Consider the following 23,535-nt stretch of genomic DNA (forward strand, 5'->3'; position numbering starts at 1 on the left):
AAAATTTTCCCATGGAAGTCGACTTGTTTATTCCTTGTTTCATCGATCAGTTATATCCGAAAACTGCATGGAACACTATTCGTGTTTTGGAGCGGGCAGGTTGCAAAGTGCACTACAACCCCGAGCAAACCTGTTGCGGACAGCCGGCGTATAACAGCGGTTATTTTGATGAAGCACGGACATTGGCAAGGAAATTTCTGAAAGACTTTCGTGGAAAACGTCCGGTGGTTAGTCCCGGAGCCTCTTGTTCGGGTTATGTGCGTGACGGATTTGCCGATCTGTTTGATGAGACGTCCGGAGAGTATCAAGAGTATATTCACCGCAAGGAAAACATAATTGAGCTGACCGATTTTCTGGTCAATCATCTGGGAGTCGTCGATTTTGGAGCGTTTTTTCCACATAAAGTAACTTACCATGATGCCTGTTCCGCTTTGCGTGGATATGGAATTCACGAGGAGCCTCGCAAACTTTTGCAAAACGTCGGTGGACTGGAGCTCATCGAGATGGAGGAAACGCACGAATGCTGTGGGTTTGGTGGTACGTTTGCCGTGAAACATAAAGCGATTTCTTCGGTGATGACCCAAAATAAGGTGGAGAATGCCCTGAAAACCGGAGCTGAATTCATCGTTTCAACCGAAGCCTCCTGCCTGATGAATATATCGGGGTATATCAAGCATCAAAAGTTGCCCGTTAAAGTGCTTCACATCGCCGACGTACTGGCCGCTTTCTAACAAAAACATCTTCCCATTCTTTCCTGATTTGTCATTTTGAACGGAGTCATTCTGTCAATTCGTCAGCGAATGTCGGTTGGCACAGCCTTTGATTTTCCGGGTGATGGTAAATCGAAAAATTATCAACTTAAAAGAATATTACAATGGAAGGAAGAATTGGTGTTACCAGTGAAAACCTGTTTCCGATTATTAAGAAATTTCTCTATTCCGATCACGACATTTTCCTTCGGGAGATTGTTTCGAACGCTGTGGATGCGACTCAAAAACTGAAGACGCTTGCCTCAGTAGGTAGTTACAGTGGCAATGCCGAAGATTTGAAGGTGCGGGTCAAGCTCGATAAAGACGCCGGAACCATTACCGTTTCTGATAACGGTATTGGAATGACCGAAGAGGAGGTAAACAAGTACATCAATCAGATTGCCTTCTCAGGAGCGAATGAATTCCTCGAAAAATATAAGAACGATGCCAATGCCATTATTGGTCACTTCGGTTTGGGATTCTATTCTTCGTTCATGGTTTCCGATAAGGTGGAAGTCATCACTAAATCGCACCAGGATGGAGCCAAAGCAGTGAAATGGAGCTGTAACGGAAGTCCGGAATATACCATGGAAGAAGTTGATAAGGACGAAGTCGGTACTGACATTGTGATGTACATCAACGAAGATTCCAAGGAATTTCTGGATGAGAATCGTATTTCAGAGCTGTTGAACAAGTACTGTAAATTCCTTCCGATTCCGGTCATTTTCGGTAAGAAAAAAGAATGGAAAGGCGAAGAGTACGTCGAGACTGACGAGGATAACCAGATAAACGATGTGTCTCCGGCCTGGACCCGTATGCCCGCTGACCTCGAGGAAGAAGATTATCACAATTTTTACCATCAGTTGTACCCCATGGCGGATGAGCCACTGTTCAACATTCACCTGAACGTGGATTATCCTTTCAATCTGACCGGTATTCTATATTTCCCGAAAATCAAGAACACTATTGAGGTACAGAAGAACAAGATTCAGCTGTACAGCAACCAGGTATTTGTTACCGATTCGGTGGAAGGGATTGTTCCTGAATTCCTGACACTCTTGCACGGTGTGCTCGATTCCCCCGATATTCCGTTGAACGTTTCCCGTTCGTATCTGCAGAGCGACTCGAATGTGAAGAAAATCAGTAGTCACATTACCAAGAAAGTAGCCGATCGTTTACAGGAAATCTTCAAGGAAAATCGTGAAGAATTTGAACAGAAATGGGATGATCTGAAGCTCTTCATCGAGTACGGTATGCTCACCGATGAAAAATTCTATGAGCGTGCGCTGAAATTCTTCCTGTTAGGAAATACCGAAGGCAAGAAGTTTACCTGGGAAGAATATGAAAACCTCATTAAGGAAAACCAGACCGACAAGGACAACAAAATGGTTTACCTGTATGCCAACCATCACGAGGATCAGTTCAGTTTTATTGAAGCAGCGAAAGAAAAAGGCTACGATGTATTACTGATGGAAGATCCGTTGTCGACACACCTGCTGAATGCGTTGGAGCAGAAGTATCCTGAAAAACGTTTCGTTCGTGTGGATGCTGATGTGGTCGAAAAACTGATTCCGAAAGCAGACGACGACAAAGAAAAACTTACGCTGGAAGAGAAAAACGAGCTGAGTCCGGTTTTCCAGGCCATTGTTCCTAACGGGAAAGGTAATTTCATTGTCGATTTCGAAGATTTGGGCGAAACAGCTAATCCGATGGTAATTACCCAGAACGAGTTTATGCGCCGTATGAAGGACATGTCGCAAATGCAGGCCGGAATGAGCATGTATGGCGAGTTGCCCGACAGCTACAATCTGGTGGTAAATATCGGTCATCCGCTCGTTAAGCAGGTACTGGAAGACAAGGATACAGCCTTGGCTTCGGAACTGGAAAAGATAAACCACGAGATAGCTGATCAGCAAAAAGAGAAAGAGGCATTGAATAAGCTGAAAGAAGGTAAAAAAGATGAAGAAGTTCCTCAGGAAGAGAAAGATAAGCTGAAGGAGCTGGATGATAAGATTACCTCTCTTGAAGCAGATAAGCGAACAAAACTCGAAGCTTTTGGACGCGATAATCAACTGGCCAATCAATTGGTCGATCTGGCCCTGCTAGCCAACAACATGCTGCGAGGTAGTGATTTGAATAAGTTTGTAAAGCGCAGTATTGAGTTGATAAAATAAGCATTGCAATGCGTTGCTAATGAAGGGGAGACAATAGTCTCCCTTTTTTTATACCCCGTGTATCATTATCTTTATGCCCCAATATTCGGTTGGTATATGAAAAGTGTTTGTGGGTTGATGACGATTCTGAAAAAGGTGTTGGTGTTGATAGGGTTTCTGCCGGCCATGGCCGTGGCCCAACCGCTGGTTCTTCATTATTCTAAGGGAGATTATAAAGGTGGAAACCAGAACTGGTCGATTGCACAGGATAAGCAGGGATTGATGTACATTGGAAACAGTGACGGCCTCCTGCAGTTTGACGGCACCAACTGGAAACTCTACTCGCTTCCCGACCGCAATATTGTACGCTCGGTTGGTGTAAGCCCGGATGGTAAAATTTATACCGGCGCTTTCGAGGAGTTCGGTTACTGGCAATCCGACAAAACCGGACAATTAAAATACACTTCCATTTCACATTCCTATCCCGGTTTGAAGCTCCACAACTGGGAGTTTTGGCGTATCCTTTTTTCGCATGATAAAGTTTATTTTCAGTCCTTCGGGGCGCTTTTTTCTTATGACGGGGATACCGTTCATCAGATTCCTTTGCCATCCAATGTCATTCTGATGTCGCAGGTTGGCGATCGGTTGATTACGCAGGAAGACGGCGGCGGCTTGGTGGAGTTGGTGAATGATCGACCGGTCCATATTCCCGGCTCGGATTTTTTGGCTTCCACGCAAGTGAAAAGTATTATTCCGGGAGGAAAAGATACGTTGCTTGTTTGTACTTCGTCGCAGGGAATATACCAGCTGACTTCCGGAAAATTTTCTCCGTGGGGAGGTGATATTCAGGAATTCTCGAAGCAGAACGAATTGAATGTCGCTATTCCGTTGAAAAACGGATTTGCTTTCGGGACTATTTTGAACGGTGTGGTTATTACCGATCGGGACGGAAATATCAAAACACGGATTAATACGGATAGTGGACTTCAGAATAATACGGTTCTCGCGCTGAAGCAAGATCAAAAAGGCGGCTTGTGGGTCGCGATGAACAAAGGAATTGACTATGTGGAAATTAATTCTCCAATGTCGATTTATCGCGATAAGGACCAGCGTATTGGGGCTTTGACCTCTGCAGTTATTTTTGAGGGGAAATTGTTTATCGGTTCGAACCGGGGCGTTTACTATCGTGAATTACTGAATGGAGATCCGAGGCATCCCGTAGGTAATTTTCAGTTTCTGGATGGAACACAAGGCCAGGTGTGGGATTTGCAGGTGCATGCCGGTTCATTAATTATCGGGCACAACCGTGGAACCTTTACTTACAAAAATGGCCGGCTTCGTCACATCAGTAAAGTGTCGGGTGGGTACATGGTCAAACCTTACGAGCGTGGTGGGAAAAAATACATGATTCAGAGCACTTATACCCGTCTGGTTATTTACCGTCTGGAGAATGGCGAATGGCGATACGATCATCAGGTCACCGGATTCAACGAGCCTTGCCGGTTTGTCGAAATTGGCCCCTTCGGATATGTTTGGGTAAGCCATCAACAGAAGGGAGTTTACCGGTTGAAGTTGGATGCCAACTATCGAAAGGTGGTTGATACGCGTTATTTTGGACGCGTATCGGGACTGCCGGCCGATTTCGATGTGCATGTGTTTAAGCTTGCCAACCGGATTGTTCTGACATCTCCGGAAGGACTGTATACGTATGATGACCTGCATGAGAAAGTTGTTCCGATGGATGATTTGAATCAAACGCTGGGAGAGCTTTCCGCGGCTCGTCGCATCATTCGGGTCGACGATAACCGATACTGGTTGATTAGTCGGAATATGCTTGGGATGGTTGATATTCGCGATAGCGGAGCCATGTTGGTCAGAAAGATGGACCCTGCGCTTTATGGTTTCTCTATGGTGGAACGATACGAAAATATTGTTCCGCTGAACGACCGCATTCAGATGGTGTGCCTCGATGAAGGGTATGCTTTAATTGACTTGAGAAGCGACCTGAAAGACACCATCACACAGAAAATATTTTTCCGGGATGTGGTGGCATCCGGACGGAAAGGTGAAAAACGACGGTTACCTCTTTCAACAGCCAATTCTCACCGGAAAATTCAGTTGCAGCCCTGGGAACGGAGCATCAAGTTCCGGTTCGCCTCGTTGAACTATTCTCCCAACGGCAAGTCATATCAATATTATTTAGAAGGCTTGAAGCCTGGCGAACACTGGAAATCGACTTCACCGGAAGGTATAGCGGTTTATGATCGCCTGACGGCAGGTAATTATGTTTTTCACGTTAGGAATATTGATGCATTTGGCCATCCCCTTTCTGAAATAACTTATCCGTTTACCATCAGGCCTCACTGGTATGCATCGTCAATGGCCTACTTCTTTTACGTTATCATCGGTGTGCTTTTTATCATTCTTGCCCAGTTGTTGTTGTACCGACGATTAAAACGGCGGGAAGAAAAAGCCCGTCAGGTGAGAAGTGCGGAGTTGGAACGGAGAAGGCAGGAAGAGCGGGAGCATGCTGAGAATGAAATTATCAAACTGCGGAACGAAAAACTACAGGCTGAGCTTTCGCATAAAGATATTGAGCTGGCCAACTCAACCATGTCCATTATCCGGAAAAATGAGTCGCTCATCGAGATTAAAAACGAGATTGAGAAACAGAAAAAGCAGTTGGGAACCCGCTATCCTAAAAACATGTATGAGAAGTTGGTTGGATTGGTAAACAAGAATTTGACCAATGAAGATGACTGGCTGGTTTTCGAATCACATTTCGATCAGGCTCATGAAAACTTCTTCCGGCGACTTAAAAATGAATATCCTTCCCTTACTCCGAGCGATTTGAAATTGTGTGCCTACCTCAGGCTGAATCTCGCAACGAAGGAAATAGCGCCGCTGCTCAATATTTCAGTTCGGGGAGTGGAGATTCGGCGATACCGTTTGCGCAAAAAACTGGAGTTGCCCCAGGAGAAAAACCTGGTGGAATTCATGATGGAATTTTAAACCGCTTTTGGAATCTGATACGTCGGTTTATGACGTTTTGATGACATTTCACCCTTGTTTAAAAATAAATTCTTTGCTGTTCGCGGTTGTTTCCATCTCCTGAACGTTAAACATTCCTTGTGTAATCTTATCATTCCTTAGTCTGATTTAGCATTTATTTAATCTAAGTTTTAGAAAACATGACTTTTCATAGTGTCTGAAAATTAGCTCTATATGAAGATTCGGTTCTTTCGTGATGTAGTGATGTGAAAGTGAAAAATTGGATGTTTTTTAACATGATGTAGGTAGGTAGGGGTAGCATTTTTCCTTTTTACTCCACCAGGGGGTTCATTTGTAACATATTCAAATTGTCAAAAAAAGACTGAACGAATGAAGAAGAGTTTATTAACCCTTTTGGTGGTCCTTCTTGGCTTTACAACAGTGATGGCACAAAACATCACTGTTAAAGGGAAGGTAACTGGCGCGGATGATGGAAAACCCATACCGGGAGCCAGTATTTTAGTGAAAGGTACCACAAATGGTACCATTACCGATTTTGATGGCAACTATTCGTTGAAAGTTCCGGCTGACGGTACTCTGGTATTCTCGTTTTTGGGAATGAAGACCGTAGAGAAGCCTGTGAACGGACAGAAAGAAATTAATGTAACCCTTTCGACTTCTACTAAAGATCTGGGAGAAGTTCAGGTGGTAGGTTATGGTGTTCAGCGTAAGCAGGACATTACTGGTGCTATTGCCGGTGTGAAGGGAGCCGATTTGATTAAACAGCCGGCCCTGACAGCTACCCAGGCTATTCAGGGAAAAGTAGCCGGTGTACAGATTGTGAATTCCGGTGCTCCGGGATCTGCTCCACAGGTTCGTATCAGGGGAACGGGAACCATTCTTGGTGGAGCGAAGCCACTCTATGTTGTCGATGGTGTCATTACCGACGATATTCGTAATATCAATAACTCGGATATTGTCTCGGTAGATGTACTGAAAGATGCTTCGGCTGCCGCTATTTACGGTGTTCGTGGTGCAAATGGTGTGATCATCATTACTACCCGTGCCGGAGAAAAAGGTAAAATGAAAATTTCCTACGACGGCTATGTCGGCGCTAATGTAGCGGCCCATAAGGTGAAAATGGCAGACTCGAAATTGTATGCTGAATATACCAACGAAGCTTTGGGCTACGATGGAAAAGCTCCGGCATTTGATTTGAACAACCTGCCTCCGTACAATACCAATTGGTTTGACGCAATTACCCGGAAGGGAGTTAGTCAGAATCATAACCTTTCGGTAAGTGGTGGAAATGATAAGGCAACCTATTATTTCAGCATGGGGTATAAAAGCGACCAGGGAATCCTGGACGGAAATAATTACGATCGTTTGACACTCCGCTCAAATAATACGTATAAGGTGACCAAGTTCCTCGAAGTAGGTGACAACATTGGCCTGTCTCGATATAATTCGGACAACAAACCTTATTCGGCTTTCACTGCAGCTTATCGTCAGGCACCGACTGTGCCGGTAAAGGATAAAAACGGAAATTATGGTTTCACGGACATCAACAACGTTGGTAACCCGAAAGCTACACTAGATTACACCCATGATAAAAGCTGGGGAACCCGCATTCAGGGTTCGGTGTACGCCAAAGTTGATTTCACCAAACATCTTCAGTTTAAATCGAATATGGGAGTTGACTTATCGGAAGATCACGGGCGTATATACAATCCGGTTTACACCGTTTCCGCAACTCAAAAGAATGAAATCTCCCAGTTGAGTCTGCATCAAAATACCAATGCACACTGGATTTGGGATAATTACTTTACCTACAACAACCGTTGGGGAAATAGCCGGTTGAAACTAATGGGAGGTACAACGGCGGAAAAATACCGTACGCAATACATTGATGCTGCCCGTCAGAATGTACCTTCACAAAAGAATTACTGGTATCTCGATTTGGGCGATGCAGCATCTGCAACCAATGGTAGTAATGGCACAAAGAATACCCGTAACTCCTACTTAGGACGTGTCAACTATAGCTTTGCCAACAAGTACCTGTTTACCGGTACGATTCGTTACGATGGTTCTTCGATGTTTCCATCCAATAATCGTTGGGCAACGTTCCCTTCTGTTGGACTTGGTTGGGTGCTGACCCAGGAGAATTTCCTGAAAGACAATGCGTGGCTGACTAACCTGAAATTGCGTGCCAGCTGGGGTCAAATCGGTAACGATAATATACCTGCTGATGCGTTTACTTATCTCATCAACTCGGATTTGGCGTATGTGTTTGGTCCTGACCAGGCTTATACCAATGGTGGTACGATAACCGATATCAAAGACCCGAATCTAAAGTGGGAGGTAACCTCAGAAACCGACCTTGGATTGGAGTATGGATTGTTTAAGAACCGCCTTTCCGGTGAGTTTGACTATTACAACAAACTGACCTCGGATGCGTTGATTTTTGCTCCGATTGCCGGAATATTTGGGGATAAGGATGGAAAATTCCTGACCAATAAAGCTGATATCCGGAATACCGGTTTTGAATTCTCGGCCAACTGGCGCGATAAAGTCACCTCTGACTTCGGCTACAACGTTGGTTTGAATGTGACGACCAACAAAAACCGCATCGAAAAAGTAGGTGGTGGTTTGCCAATTAACAGCGGTAGTTTGGGCAATGGTCAGATAACAACACAGACGGCAGAAGGACAGCCTATTGGTTCTTTCTGGGTATACCAAACCGATGGAATTTTCCATAATCAATCGGAATTGGATGCTTACGTGAACAGCAACGGTCAGCCTTTGATGCCAAACGCTAAGCCGGGTGATTTAAAACTTGTTGACCGGAACCATGATGGCGTTATTGACGATAAAGACCGTTATTATGCTGGCTCGTACAATCCCACACTGATGATCGGGTTGAACCTCGGAGTGAACTATAAGAACTGGGATTTCTCGGTAGATTCTTACGGTAACTTTGGTGGTAAAATTTACAATGGTAAGAAAGCACAGCGCTGGGGTGGTGAAAATATCGAAGCATCGCTGGCCAACCGCTGGACGCCCAAAAATCAGAATACCAATATCCCAAGAGCTTCCGATGCTGTACCGGTGGCTTCTGACTATTACCTCGAGTCTGGCGACTTTTTCCGCTTCAACAACATGACTCTGGGATATACGCTTCCCAAAACATTGACGGAGAAAATATCGGTAAGCCGTTGCCGTTTTTATGTCTCAGCTCAAAATGCCATTACGCTGACAGGTTATAGTGGTTATAACCCCGAGTTACCCGGACAAACAGGTTCAGGTACACTGGATTCCGGAATCGAGTTGAGCTCTTATCCTGAAACGGCTTCTTACCTCTTGGGTCTCAACATAACTTTCTAATTTGTATTGGATATGAAAACCAGAAAGATGAAATTATTATATATGGGGGCTGCGTTCGCTGCAGCTCTGCTAACCTTCTCGGGATGTTCGAGCAACTACCTGGATGTTCCGCCGGAGGGGAATATGACACCAAAAGATTATTACTCTGATCATCCAACTGAAGTGGTTAACGCAGTGTATAACAAGCTGCTCGATTGGAACGAAAGCTCCTTCTCCTGGCTCGGTATTTCCAGCATCACTTCCGACGATGCCGATAAAGGTAGTTCTCCGGGTGATACGGGAACGGACAAGAATTTGCTGGATAACTTCACGTTTGGAGCCGATGCCTTGTCGTTCAACGATGTATGGCAGGGAAACTACGAAGGAATTGCCCGTGCCAATCAGGCAATGAAAGTGTTGGGTGAAGTGACCATTAATGATACACTGAAGAACCGTTTGGAAGGCGAAACTCGTTTCCTCCGCGCTTATTTCTACTGGAATTTAGTGCGTACGTTCGGTGCAGTGCCGTTGGTGGACAAAGTGCCCGATCCAACCAATCAGGCCGATGTGGCTATGGGAAATACCCGTGTAGCAAAGGATTCTATTTATGCGTTTATTAAAACGGATCTGCAGTTTGCTGTTAACCATCTTCCGAAGAAGAGCGAATACGCTTCAAAAGATTTAGGTCGCGCGACCAAAGGAGCTGCGCAAACCTTCCTGGCAAAGGTAAATCTGTATCAAAAGAACTGGTCGGAAGTATTGCGCCTGACCAATGAGGTGATCAATTCCGGTGAATATGCGCTGGTTAGTGATTACTCAACCATTTGGCGTGAAATCGGAGAAAACAATTCCGAGTCTATTTTCGAAATCCAGGGACGCGGTCAAACACCGAACAAAGGCGTTCAGGGCTACGTCGATTGTCAGGGAGTCCGCGGTCAGTTTGGATGGGGCTTCAATGTTCCTTCACAGGATTTGGCTGACACCTACGAGCCTGGTGACCTCCGGAAAGATGCAACGATTATCTATCCGGGTGAAACCATGTGGGACGGTACGGTAATTAATTCCAACACCCCGAACCCGATGTACAACCAGAAAGCTTATCTGAGTCGTACACAGGAAACGTATGACGGAAACTCCTGGGAATCCAGCAAAAATGTCCGGATATTCCGTTACGCCGAAGTGTTGTTGATGAAAGCTGAGGCGGCTAACGAAATGGGTGACCCGGGTACTGCACTGGCGGCATTAAACCAGGTTCGCGAGCGGGCCGGCTTGCCGGATTACACCGACACCAATCAGGATAACCTGCGGATGAAAATTTACCACGAACGTCGTGTAGAATTGGCATTCGAAGGTGATCGGACCTTCGACCTGATTCGTCAGGGACGGGCAGCAACGGTACTGGCTAAAGAAGGTTTTGTGGCTGGTAAGAACGAGTTGTTCCCCATTCCGCAACGCCAGATCGAGCTGAGTGGCGGCGCATTGACTCAAAATCCAGGATACTAAAATTATTCATAGATGTTAGGATGAACTTCCCGGTATGGTGTAAATTTACCTTCCGGGAAGTTTCTTCCTGTTTGCCATACTCATACAATCCGGATGAACAAGTATCTACTTTTCATATCTTTCTGGGTAGCTTTGACTTTAGTTTCCTGTTCAAAGAAAGGTGACAATTATGTGCCGCCGGATGGAGGAGGAACGCTGCCGAAGCCCCCACCCACTTTGACGGATGATGAGCTGATGGATACTGTTCAGCAAGCAACTTTCCGGTATTTCTGGGATTTCGCTCATCCGGTTTCTGGCCTTATCCGGGAACGAAGCAACGGAAACAACAATATCGTCACCATTGGCGGTTCCGGTTTTGGTGTGATGGCCATTATTGTCGGCGTTAAACGAGGCTATATTACCCGTCAGGAAGCGGTGACAAGGTTGTTGAAGATGGTCACTTTCCTGCGCGATAAAACCACTCGTTACCATGGAGCCTGGTCGCACTGGCTCAACGGTTCGACCGGAGAGACAATTCCGTTCTCGCAAAAAGACGACGGGGGCGATCTGGTGGAAACAGCTTACCTGATTCAGGGACTGTTGACGGCAAGGCAATTTTTTGATGGTTCGTCGGCTGATGAAACGCAGTTGCGGGATATTATTATCGGGCTGTGGCACGACGTTGACTGGAAGTGGTACACCAACGGCCAGAATTATCTGTATTGGCACTGGTCGCCAGATTACGGCTGGGCGATGAACATGCCCATACGTGGGTTCAACGAGACGATGATTACTTACTTGCTGGCTGTTGCGTCACCCACGCATCCGATTGCTCCTTCGCTTTACGACACCGGCTGGGCCGGAAATAACTATAACGCGACACTCATCGTTGACCAATATGGATATTACGGAGGTCCGTTGTTTTTTACACACTATTCCTATTTGGGAATGGACCCGCACTTTTCGGATAAATACATTCGGGCGTCCAGGTTCGCTTCCTATTTTGATCGGAATAAAGAACAAACGTTGCTGAACCGGAAGTGGTGTATCGACCGTTCATCGGTTTATTCCTACTACAACAAGAATTGCTGGGGGCTGACGGCTTCCGACGATCCGGTAAACGGTTACATGGCACACGAGCCAACCACAGCCAATGATAACGGAACAATTACTCCTACGGCCGCAATTTCATCAATTGTCTACACGCCTACCGAATCGTTGGCAGCCATGCATTATCTCTACGATAATTACGGTTCAAAGGGACTCTTGGGAAAGTATGGATTTAAAGATGCCTTTAACATTCATGAAAACTGGTATGCTCCTTCTTACCTGGCGATAGACGAGGGACCTATTATTGCAATGATTGAAAACCATCGCAGCGGGATATTATGGGATAATTTCATGCAGGATCCGGACATTCAGACCATGTTTAGCAAGCTGGGATTTGAGAAAACAAACAATTAGAAAAACCAACAAAATTTTTAGCCGGCAATCGGCTTCTTTATCATTGACGTGATCGCCTTTTGGGCAGAAAAAGTGTTCATCGAATGAAAAAATTCTTCAGTATCATTATCATTCTCCTGCTGGTGAAAAGTGTTTCAGCACAGGATCATCTCAACGAATACCTTACCAAACCGGACCATTTTACAGCAAAAGGATATGACAGTCACGTAGAGTTACGCTGGCCCGATTTGAAAAATGCTGTATCCTACCGTTTGTATGCAGCAACCGATAGTACTTACCAGTTGCGCACTGAAACGAAGAATAATTACTACCTCGATTTTGTAACGGATTTGGGGCGCAACATCTCTTTAAAATATAGGTTGGTTCCGGTTAACCGGAAAGGAAAAGAACTCACTTCCGAAACGGTGGAGGCCAACGCATCGATTCATGATTTTACCGATGAGGAGCTCATGAACATGGTGCAAAAATATACCTTCCGCTATTTTTGGAACTTTGGCCGGGCCGATTTGGGAATGGCCCGCGAACGCGATAACCATCCGGACGGCGATATCGTTACCATTGGCGGCTCCGGCTTTGGCGTAATGGCCCTCATGGTTGGTGTGAAGCATGGATGGATTACCCGCGAACAGGCGGTTGACCGGCTATTGAATCTCACCAAATTTCTCAAAACAACCGACCGTTTTCACGGAATGTGGGCGCACTGGTACAATGCCGATACACAAAAAGCTTATCACTTTAGCAAATACGATGACGGTGGCGATATTGTCGAATCTTCCTTCATGATGGAAGGCCTGCTGGCCGCCCGTCAGTTTTTCAATCATTCGACTCCAAAAGAGAAATTTCTGCAACAACAAATTACCGATCTGTGGAAAACGATGGATTGGAACTTCTATACACGAGGTCAGAATGTTCTGTACTGGCACTGGTCTCCCGATTATGGTTGGAAAATGAATCATCCCATTCATGGGTACAACGAATGTCTGATTACCTATATTCTGGCGGCTTCGTCACCCGACCATGCCATTGCGCCGGAAGTGTATCACAAAGGCTGGGCTGGTAACAACTGGGATACATTCGCCAATAATTCCACTTATTACGGCATGATGCTTCCGTTGGGAAACCGCAAATGGATGGGCGGTCCGTTGTTCTTTGCTCACTATTCGTACATGGGATTGAATCCAAAAGGCTTGCGCGACCGGTATGCCAATTATTGGCAGCAAAACCGGCGGCAGACATTGATTAATCGTGCGTACTGCATCGATAACCCATACGGATGGAAAGGCTACGGCCCTGATTTCTGGGGACTCACAGCCGGCGATAAAGTCCCGGATGGATACACGGCGCACGCTCCGGGTTTCCAACGCGATTTGGGAACAATTACCCCGACGGCAGCACTGTCATCAATGCCGTACACCCCGGACGAATCGATGACAGTATTGAAAAACCTCTACCGGAATTACGGAAAGTATCTGTTTGGCCCGTTTGGTTTTTACGATGGTATCAACTTGTCGGCTGGAAATAAGCCCGAAGAGCACGTACGTAAAACCTATCTGGCCATCGATCAGGGGCCGATTGTGGTGATGATCGAAAATTACCGTTCAGGCTTGGTCTGGAACTCATTCATGAAAAATGAAGATGTGCTGAGAGGGTTGAAACGTTTGGATTTTACCATTGATAATAAACCCATTCAAGTAAATGAAACCAAGTAAACCGGGGAAGAGTCGAAGAATCGGAGTGCGGGCGATTGCTGCTTTAGCGGTAATCATGTTGGCGATGGTCGGTTGCCAGCCTTCCGGGAAGCAGGAGTCGAAAACGGTCCAACCGGGGCGGCGGTACTTCACCGATCCGGTGATTGCGCACAAAGTGGATTCCATTTTGTCATTGATGACGCTGGAAGAGAAGGCTGGTCAACTCTGTATTTTGGGAGCGGATCATCCGAACCTGAAACAGCTGGTTAAGGAAGGTAAACTGGGTGGAACGAATGGCGTTCTTCCAGGTAGAAATGTGGGCCGTTACACCCGCCAAATGCAAAAACTGGCGATGCAGTCGCGGCTGAAGATTCCGTTGCTGTTCATGGGGGATGTCATCCACGGTTTCCAGACAGGTTTCCCGGTTCCGTTGGCGTTGGCTGCTTCGTGGGACCCCGACTTAACCCGAAAAACCGATAGTATTTCGGCCGTTGAGGCAACGGCATCGGGTGTGAGCTGGACGTTCAACCCGATGATTGACATAGCCCGCGATCCGCGTTGGGGCAGAATCGTAGAGGGTGCCGGCGAAGATCCGTATCTCGGTTCGTTAATGGCAGCGGCTGCAGTAAAAGGATACCAGGGTGAAAGTCTGGCTTCACCGCATACCATGATGGCTACTGCGAAGCATTTCGTGGGATATGGCGCAGTGCAAGCCGGCCGCGACTATAACACGGTGAATATGCCGGAACGCGAGCTTCGGGAAGTTTACCTGCCTCCGTTCGAAGCGGCTGTTAAAGCTGGAATTGGAGCCGTAATGCCAGCCTTTGTATCATTCAACGGTGTGCCTGTAACGGCCAACCACTTTTTGCTGCAGGATATTCTCCGCAAAGAACTAGGCTTTAATGGAATTGTAGTTTCGGATTACGATGCGGTGACAGAACTTCAGGAGCATGGTGTAGCGGCTTCTCCTGCAGCAGCCGACGAACTGGCGATGAAAGCGGGTGTAGATATGGATTTACACAGCGGTTCGTACCTGCAGAATTTGCCAAAGTTGGTAAAAGAAGGAAAAATACAGGAATCGGTGGTTGACGATGCAGTGCGAAAAGTGCTGACCATGAAGTTCGAACTGGGATTGTTCGATAATCCGTTCCGCTATAGCGACTCCACATTGGTGGCCAATAATGTTCTGCCGGCAAGCCATCGCGAAGCAGCGAGGAAAGTGGCTTGCAAGACATTTGTATTGCTGAAAAACGAAAAAAATATTTTACCGCTAAGCAAGAAACTTCAGTCTATTGCTGTGATTGGTCCCGCTGCTGATACTCAGGATAACTTATTAGGGCCGGTTCATGCACTGTCCCGGCCGGAAGATGTGGTGACCGTGCTGCAGGGAATTAAGAAAGCTGTTTCGCCATGGACGAAAGTGACTTATGCAAAAGGAACTGATTACAATACCAAATCGGAAAGCGGTTTCCAGGAAGCTGTTCGGGCAGCCCGAAACGCTGATGTGGTCGTGATGGTAATTGGCGAAAACAACAGCATGTGCGGAGAAGGCGACAGCCGGGCTTCGTTACACTTGCCCGGTAACCAGCTCGATTTGGTGAAAGCTGTCGTGAAAACCGGAAAACCAGTGGTGGCAGTATTGGTGAATGGAAGGCCATTGGCTGTAAACTGGCTGAATGACCATGTGCCGGGCATTCTGGAAACCTGGTTTCCGGGTACCGAAGGCGGAAATGCGATTGCTGACGTGCTGTTTGGCGATTACAATCCGTCAGGGAAATTGCCGGTTACTTTTCCGAGAAGTGTCGGGCAGGTGCCCATCTTTTACAGTTATCTGAATACCGGACGGCCGTTCAATCCGAATGATAAATACACGACTCGTTACGTGGACATGCCCAATACACCGCTTTATCCGTTTGGTTACGGATTGAGTTATACGAATTTTTCTATTTCGCCGGTAAAACTGAATACACAAAACCTGAATTGGAATGATACGCTTAAAGTATCGGTTTCTGTTATCAATACCGGAGAACGGGCAGGAACGGAAGTGGTACAGCTTTATACACATCAGCAGGTGGCCGATGTAAGTCTTCCTGTTAAGCAATTGAGGGCGTTCCGGCGTGTCCGGCTCGTTTCCGGAGAGGTTAAGGAAATTACTTTCCGGCTAACGCAAAAAGATTTGGCAATTCTGGATAAAGATATGAAGTGGAAGACCGAACCGGGTACATTCGACGTGATGGTAGGAAGCAGTTCCGAAGTGACCAATTCGGCCGGTTTTACACTGAAGAAGCCGTGATATTCCTGGTAAGTAGACAACGATACATTATGAACCTGAAATTAGAATAGTAGTGAAAAAGATGACACAAAAACTGACGATGTTACTGACTGCGGGAGCGGTTCTGTTCCTGTCGTCCTGTCAGCAGCCTGTTAATAATAAGGTTGCGAAAAAAGACGAAGCATCGAAGTATTTCGACGAGCCGGTGATTACGCACAAGGTCGACTCGGTACTATCGATGATGACGCTGGACGAGAAGATCGGACAGCTAACGCTGTACTCCAGCGGTTGGGACAAAACCGGGCCGAGCATGAACGAGAATTACATTAATGACATAAAAGCCGGAAAATGCGGAAATATCTTTAACGCTTTTTCGCCGGATTACAACCGGAAATTGCAGAAGATTGCGATGGAACAGACACGGATGAAAATTCCGTTGCTGTTTGGTTACGATGTTATCCACGGACAGAAAACCATCTTCCCGATTCCGTTGGGTGAAGCGGCTTCGTGGGATTTAAAATCGATTCAGAAAACGGCATCTGCCGCTGCCGCCGAAGCTGCTGCTGCCGGTATTCAGTGGACTTATGCCCCGATGTGTGACATTGCTCGTGACCCTCGCTGGGGACGCGTATCCGAAGGTGCTGGTGAAGATCCGTACCTCGGAAGTAAAATTGCTGCCGCGCGTGTGCATGGTTTCCAGGGAACTGATTTGGCGTCGGATACAACCGTTGTGGCTTGCGTGAAGCACTTTGCGGCTTATGGTGCCCCGGAAGCCGGTCGCGATTACAATACCGTTGATATGTCGGAACGGAAACTCCGGGATGTTTATCTGCCTCCTTACAAGGCCGCAGTTGATGCCGGTGCCGGTACAGTGATGACTTCGTTTAATGATTTGAACGGTGTTCCGGCGACGGCCAATCATTTCCTGATGACCGATATCCTGCGCAAGGAGTGGGGCTTTAATGGCTTCGTGGTAACAGACTATACGGCGATTAACGAGCTGGTGCCTCACGGCATTGCCAAAAATGAGAAAGATGCAGCTGCCTTGGCGATGAACGCCGGTGTAGACATGGATATGCAAGGCGGAACTTATTCCAAATACCTGAAAGAATTGCTGAAGGAAGGCAGCGTGACGCAGCAGGAAATTGACAATGCCGTTCGTCGTGTCCTTCGGATTAAATTCCGTTTGGGATTGTTCGCCGACCCGTATAAATATTTCAGCAACAAGCGTGAGAAGAAGCTGACTTATTCGAAATATCATATGTCGCTGGCCCGCCAGATGGCCCGTGAGTCAATGGTATTGCTGAAGAATGATAAGGAAACACTTCCGTTGAAAAAAGGTCAGCGAATTGCGTTGATTGGCCCGTTGGCTAATTCACAGCGCGACCTGCTGGGCTCGTGGCATGCAGCCGGCGACTGGAAAATCAACAAGACCGTGAAGGAAGCCATGGAAGACCAGTTTGGCAGGCAGAATATCCGGTATGCTAAGGGGTGTGAACTGCGTGGCGATAACCGTTCCGGATTTGCAGCTGCGGTTTCGGCTGCCCGTCATTCCGACGTGGTGGTGATGGTATTGGGCGAATCGGCCGAATGGAGCGGCGAAGCGGCGAGTCGCGCGCACATCAATCTGCCGCATATTCAGTCCGAATTGCTGGAAGCGATCCACAAAACCGGCAAGCCTGTAGTGGTCGTGCTGATGAGCGGTCGTCCGCTGGCGCTCGACAAAGAGGTGCCCATGACCGACGCGATGCTGGAAGCCTGGTTCCCGGGAACAGAAGGAGCGCCTGCTTTGGCCGATGTCCTTTCGGGAAAATATAACCCGTCGGGTAAACTGCCGATGACTTTCCCGCGGATTACCGGTCAGATTCCGATTTATTACAGCGCGAAAAATACCGGTCGTCCTTATACCAAAACAGGTAAAGAACAGAAATACCGCTCGCGCTACCTGTTTACACCGAATACGCCAGAGTTCGCTTTCGGTCACGGATTGAGCTATACGACGTTTAGTTATTCGGCACCGAAGTTGAGTACAACGAAACTGGAAATGGGCGATACGCTTCATGTGAGTGCTACGATTACCAACACCGGTAACTACGACGGAACCGAAGTGGCTCAGTTGTATATTCGCGACATGGTGGGCAGTGTCACTCGTCCTGTTAAAGAACTGAAGGGTTTCCGGAGAATATTCCTGAAAAAGGGTGAAAGCAAAACGGTCCATTTCGATTTGACGATGAACGATCTTTCTTTCCACCGTAAGGATATGACCTGGGGTACCGAGCCCGGCGACTTCAAGGTATTTGTCGGCGGTGCTTCGGACGATGTGAAGGAAACCGCTTTTACGTTAGTGAAATAGGTTGGATTTAATATCATAGACTACTAAACACCGAACCGGTTGGCGTTATGTCAGCCGGTTTTTTCGTATTACGAAGTTATTGTGTCGGCCATGTTTTTGCCGTAATCCGCTGAAAAAAAGCGAACAGATCCTCTGTCGGTGCATTCAGGAGGGCCAAAAAAGTTTTAAGCGTTCAATCTGTATTGCTCAGGGCTGCTTTCGTTATCTTCAGGACAACCTGAAATACCTTCAGGACGAAACGGCGAGAATTCAGGAGTAGTCAGAAACAGTTAAGAGTCCGTTATGATGCATTAAGGGCTGTTTTAGGATGGTTCAGGTGAACTTATCCAACTAACCTGAACCTGTCCTGAACACCTTGAGACATGTCCTGACGGTCTGCTTATCATCCCTTAAGACTTTTCATCTTTTCCTGAATACCTCATCGTCACTCCTGACGGCCGGTCTTTAATCCCTTACGACCTTCTTGCCTGTCCTTATTACTTTTGATGTTGCCCTGAAGAGCTATTAAGTTGTACTGACGGTTCCGGAAGTTGTCCTTAATGTTTCCGGGATAGTCCTGACGCGCCATGCCTGTTTGGTACAAGTTTAGGTAATACTTGAAGAATGTACTAAACACTCTTTCCATCCGGGAGACATCACAACCCATCCCTATATGCTGGTTCAACGACTGCGCCAAAGGTGCTCACCTTCTTATTTCGTATAAAATGTAAGGGGCGAAACAGGGCCTCTACCTGATGAGTAATCGAATAAAATGGAAGTTGGAAAAACAACGGGGTATGCAGTCTGAGATTAAAAACCGGTCAATAGTTGTAATTTTAGCATCAGCTAATCTACTTATCGGGTATTTACAGGGATATTATTAATCTGCTTATATATATGAGAAAACGCAATGTTGCTTACTTGTTTATTGGTGTGATGGTCATGGGACTGGCAGCGTGTCAGCCTAATGTATCCTCATCCAAAAGCGATGCCCTGGTGTCGCACATCGACTCGACCGTGAAGCCGGGCGATGACTTTTTTATGTTTGCCAACGGAAAGTGGTTCAAAGAGCACCCTATTCCGGCCAGCGAACAATACAACGGCATTTTCCAGATTATTCAGGATACCGTCAGTGCCCAGGTTCGTGATGTCTGCGAGTCGTCTGCGGCGATGACCAACGCAGAGAAAGGAAGTAACCGCCAAAAAATCGGCGATTTCTTCTATTCAGGAATGGATAGCGTGTCGCTGAACAAGAACGGAATCAAGCCACTTAAGGCCGATTTCGAACGCATTGACAACATCAGTAACGGCAAGGATTTGTTTAAAGAGCTGGCTTATATTCAAACGGTGGCCGGTTCGCCGATGTTTGGTTTTTACGTAGGCCAGGACGATAAAAATAGTAGCAAGAATGCCATCTTTATTTCGCAGGGCGGATTGAGTTTGCCTGATCGCGACTACTATTTTGCTACCGACGACCGGGCTAAAATGATCCGGGAGAAGTTCGTTGCTTATCTCGACAGCATGTATACCATCATGGGATATGATAAGGCCGAAGCGGCGAAAGCAGCTGACAATACGATGAAGCTGGAAACGGCGCTGGCTAAATCTTCGCGTAAGCGGGAAGATACCCGTGACCCGTTGAAGAATTACAATAAAATGTCGTTCGCACAGCTGAATCAGGATACACCGAATATTGACTGGCCCGTTTTCACGGAAGATATGGGCCTGGCGAAGGTCGATTCGGTGATTGTTGGTCAGCCGGAATTCCTGACAGCATTGAACGGCTATCTGAAGAGCTTCCCAATGAGCGTTTGGAAGGATTACCTGAAATTTCACTTACTGAATGGACTGGCTTCCTATTTGGATGACCATACTTATATGACGGCTTTCAATTTCTATTCGAAAACCTTACGGGGAATTCAGGAGCCGCGGCCTCGCTGGAAACGGGTGGTTGGCCGTACCAATCGTGCGTTGGGCGACCTGGTTGGACAGGTGTACGTAAAAGATTATCTACCGGCCGGAACCAAAGAAAAACTGCTGGAAATTGGTCACGCCATCAAGAAGGTATATGCCGAGCGCATCAAAAATCTGGACTGGATGACCGAAGGCACTAAAAAGAAAGCGCTGCACAAGCTGGACGTGATGATCATGAAAGTGGGTTATCCTGATAAGTGGAAAGACTTGAGCTCATTGCATGTCGATCGCACTTCCTACGTGCAGAATGTGATCAACGCCAACAAGTGGTACACGAATTACATGATCTCGAAATATGGTAAGCCGGTCGATCGGACAGAGTGGGGCATGGAACCGCAAACCTACAATGCTTATTACAATCCGTCGAACAACGAGATTGTGGTTCCGGGTTGTAACATCATGGTTCCGGGCTACGAGCGTAAAATGGCTGACGATGCGATTCTGTATGCTATCATCGGTGGTTCTACTTTTGGTCACGAGATGACGCACGGCTTCGATGACCAGGGGAGCAAGTACGATGCGCAGGGAAACCTGAATAACTGGTGGACGCCTGAAGACAGTGTGAAATTCTACGCCAAAACCCGGATGATTGTGAAGCAGTTCGATGGCTATGTAGCAGTTGATAGTCTACACATCAACGGTTCGATGACGCAGGGCGAGAATATTGCCGACCTGGGCGGTATCATGATGGGATATCAGGCTTTCCAGCAGACCAAACAGTATAAGGACAATGAAAAGATTGCAGGCTTAACGCCTGACCAGCGTTTCTTCCTGGGATATGCCATGGCCTGGATGCTGAACATGCGTCCGGAAGCAATTGCCAATCAGGTGAGAAGCGATGTGCATTCGCCAGCTAAATTCCGTGTGAACGGCCCGTTGTCGGATATGACTGCATTCTATAAAACTTTCAATGTGAAGGAAGGCGACGCTATGTGGCGGCCTGACAGTTTGCGCGTGCAAATCTGGTAAACACATTTCGGTAAAAAATGAAAGCCCGCTGGTAATTTCCGGCGGGCTTTGTTTTTGGGTTGCATTTTTTTCATCTTTTTCGCTATGTTTATGTTTTACAACATCGAATGTATCCAATGTGGCTAAAAAAGCGACTAGTAAGTTACTTTTGCTAAAATACATGTGCTTATTGGGGAAGCATGCGCATTTATTTTTGATTTCAGAAGAGGGGAATTTCATCTATTTCTAAAATAATATTTTTGGTTTTATGCAGCTGATTAAGGGCATACAAGAGAAAGATATTATCGAACGGTTACGGAGCGGGGACCGAACCGCTTTTGAACTGTTGTTTCAGTTTTATTATCCGGGTCTGGTTATCTATGCCACTCAGTTTGCTGTTGACAGGGGGCAAGCCGAAGATATTGTACAGAATATGTTTGTAAAGCTTTGGGAAAAGCGTCAACGTGTGCAATTGGTTGATTCGTTGAAAGGTTATTTTTTTACATCGGTACGGAATAGTTGCCTGAATTCATTGAAACATCAAAAGGTCGAGAGCAAATACATCGGGCAGCTGTACGAGATGTCGGAAAAGAGCCTGCTATACCAGCCCAACCTTTACATCGCATCGGAACTTCAGGACATTATTCGCCAGGCTATTGACGAACTACCGGAACGGTGCCGGGAAGTCTTTGTTTTGAGTCGCCTGGAGCAACTGAAGAATGATGAGATTGCTGAAAAGTTAAATCTATCCAAAAGGACAGTTGAGACGCATATCAGTCATGCGCTAAAAGCCCTCCGCGTAAAGCTCAAGGATTACCTGCCTTTGCTCATTCTACTTGGTTTTAGACTTTAGTTTCAATAATCCTCTTAAACTTTTTTTGTCTTTTATTACGTGTGCCCCCAGAGTTGATTGTATTTGATATAAACGATACAAGAAGAGGGAATCGCATTCGTATGCATATAGAAGATAAAAAGAAAGAAGTTGTTGCCTTGCTCGAAGAGCGTGAGCGCATGGATACGCTGGAGCAGGTGTCTGAGGCGGTCAATGTTATCGACCTGGTAGATCATGTCGATGTTTCAGGCGCTTTTGTCAAGGTTAACAATCGGTTGCCGGGGAACAGCAAGTGGAGACTTTATGTTGGGTACCTGAGCAAAGCTGCCGCAATTTTGTTTCTTCCGGTACTGTTATTTGCCCTTTGGCAATATTATTTTTCGCAGGGAGGAATTTCCGGAGACCAGATTTCAATGCAACAGATAACCAGTCCGCCCGGAACCCGTTCTCAAATTATTCTACCCGACGGTAGTAAAGTGTGGCTTAACGCCGAGAGTACCATTCGCTTTCCTATACCATTTTCCAGAAAAACACGAAATGTTTCGCTGATTGGACAAGCATTTTTCAGTGTGCAGAAAAACCCCGAAGTTCCTTTCATCGTAAAGGCAGACAATGTCCAGGTAAAAGTTCTGGGAACCCGGTTTGATGTGAACGCCTACCCGGACAGGGAAAAGGTTGGGGTTGTACTGGCCCGTGGGAAAATCAGTTTGACAACAGAAAATCAAGATCATACTTCGTCGAAGTCGGTAATTCTACATCCGGGTGAACGCGCTGTTGTCGATCGTCAGCAGGGCGATATTCAACTCTCAGAAGGAAATATTGAAAAATACATCGCCTGGCATAACGGTCGCCTGGTATTTGATGAAACGCCGATGAGGGAAGTCGCCCGGCAGTTGGAGTTATGGTATGGGGTAAAGGTCGTTATTGAAGATCCGGAAATTCTTAATTACCATTTTTCTACCACGTTCGAGAATGAATCGCTTTATCAGGTGCTTGAGTTGCTGAAGCTTTCTTCGCCTATTGAAATTGACTATCAACCTGCTCATTATGATGAGGGAGGTAAAAAAACATATTCAAAATCAATCGTCTATATCAAAAAGAAAACAAAATAGATTTTGCCAATGAGAAACAACTTGTAAAGAAGAAAGGAAGTGCGCCAACACTCCCTTTCATACCCGGTTAAGGGTTAAATTATTGAAAAGTAATAATCTAAAGGATTCAAATCTATGAAAAAAAAAGCTAACAAATTGCCGTTGTGGTATCACAGCTGCAAAAAACTTCTTGTTA

At 46.4% G+C, this 23,535-nt stretch carries 13 protein-coding genes; 12 read left to right on the top strand and 1 reads right to left on the bottom strand.

The annotated features are described in order from the left end of the window. Positions 1–11: 11 nt before the first annotated feature. From AC060N_RS02935 to AC060N_RS02975, 9 genes are all read left to right on the top strand, one after another. Complete coding sequence (locus AC060N_RS02935) at positions 12–731, top strand: (Fe-S)-binding protein (RefSeq protein WP_479525805.1); 720 nt, start codon at positions 12–14, stop codon at positions 729–731. Between the two features lie 143 nt (positions 732–874). Next, positions 875–2,923 (top strand): molecular chaperone HtpG, encoded by a 2,049-nt coding sequence (gene htpG, locus AC060N_RS02940; protein WP_479525806.1) that lies wholly within the window; start codon positions 875–877, stop codon positions 2,921–2,923. A gap of 96 nt (positions 2,924–3,019) precedes the next feature. After that, positions 3,020–5,914, top strand: coding sequence for a helix-turn-helix and ligand-binding sensor domain-containing protein (locus AC060N_RS02945; RefSeq protein ID WP_479525807.1), 2,895 nt, complete (start codon positions 3,020–3,022; stop codon positions 5,912–5,914). Between the two features lie 369 nt (positions 5,915–6,283). Then, complete coding sequence (locus tag AC060N_RS02950; protein WP_479525808.1) at positions 6,284–9,277, top strand: SusC/RagA family TonB-linked outer membrane protein; 2,994 nt, start codon at positions 6,284–6,286, stop codon at positions 9,275–9,277. Positions 9,278–9,304: 27 nt separating this feature from the next. Next, on the top strand, positions 9,305–10,759 hold the full coding sequence (locus AC060N_RS02955; protein WP_479525809.1) for a RagB/SusD family nutrient uptake outer membrane protein: 1,455 nt from the start codon (positions 9,305–9,307) through the stop codon (positions 10,757–10,759). A 93-nt stretch (positions 10,760–10,852) separates the two neighbouring features. Then, positions 10,853–12,202 (top strand): glucoamylase family protein, encoded by a 1,350-nt coding sequence (locus tag AC060N_RS02960; protein ID WP_479525810.1) that lies wholly within the window; start codon positions 10,853–10,855, stop codon positions 12,200–12,202. Between the two features lie 83 nt (positions 12,203–12,285). Further along, complete coding sequence (locus AC060N_RS02965; RefSeq protein ID WP_479525811.1) at positions 12,286–13,911, top strand: glucoamylase family protein; 1,626 nt, start codon at positions 12,286–12,288, stop codon at positions 13,909–13,911. Continuing rightward, on the top strand, positions 13,898–16,183 hold the full coding sequence (bglX, locus tag AC060N_RS02970; protein ID WP_479525812.1) for a beta-glucosidase BglX: 2,286 nt from the start codon (positions 13,898–13,900) through the stop codon (positions 16,181–16,183). The genes AC060N_RS02965 and bglX overlap by 14 nt, the downstream gene beginning before the upstream one ends. A gap of 61 nt (positions 16,184–16,244) precedes the next feature. Then, positions 16,245–18,515, top strand: a complete 2,271-nt coding sequence (locus tag AC060N_RS02975; RefSeq protein WP_479526985.1) for a glycoside hydrolase family 3 N-terminal domain-containing protein — start codon at positions 16,245–16,247, stop codon at positions 18,513–18,515. Positions 18,516–18,939: 424 nt separating this feature from the next. Here the strand turns inward: AC060N_RS02975 and AC060N_RS02980 are convergent, their stop codons facing one another. Beyond that, entirely contained in the window at positions 18,940–19,140 is a 201-nt protein-coding gene (locus tag AC060N_RS02980) for a hypothetical protein (protein WP_479525813.1), read from the bottom strand. A gap of 251 nt (positions 19,141–19,391) precedes the next feature. Here AC060N_RS02980 and AC060N_RS02985 point away from each other — a divergent pair, with 251 nt between their 5' ends. From AC060N_RS02985 to AC060N_RS02995, 3 genes are all read left to right on the top strand, one after another. Next, positions 19,392–21,437 carry a M13 family metallopeptidase gene (locus AC060N_RS02985; RefSeq protein ID WP_479525814.1) on the top strand — a complete coding sequence of 682 codons (2,046 nt, stop codon included), beginning with the start codon at positions 19,392–19,394 and terminating at the stop codon, positions 21,435–21,437. 247 nt (positions 21,438–21,684) lie between these two features. Next, positions 21,685–22,269 (top strand): RNA polymerase sigma-70 factor, encoded by a 585-nt coding sequence (locus AC060N_RS02990; protein ID WP_479525815.1) that lies wholly within the window; start codon positions 21,685–21,687, stop codon positions 22,267–22,269. A gap of 101 nt (positions 22,270–22,370) precedes the next feature. After that, on the top strand, positions 22,371–23,360 hold the full coding sequence (locus AC060N_RS02995; protein WP_479525816.1) for a FecR family protein: 990 nt from the start codon (positions 22,371–22,373) through the stop codon (positions 23,358–23,360). The last annotated feature ends 175 nt before the right edge of the window (positions 23,361–23,535 follow it).

The sequence above is a fragment of the Prolixibacter sp. DSM 2831 genome (assembly GCF_056493735.1).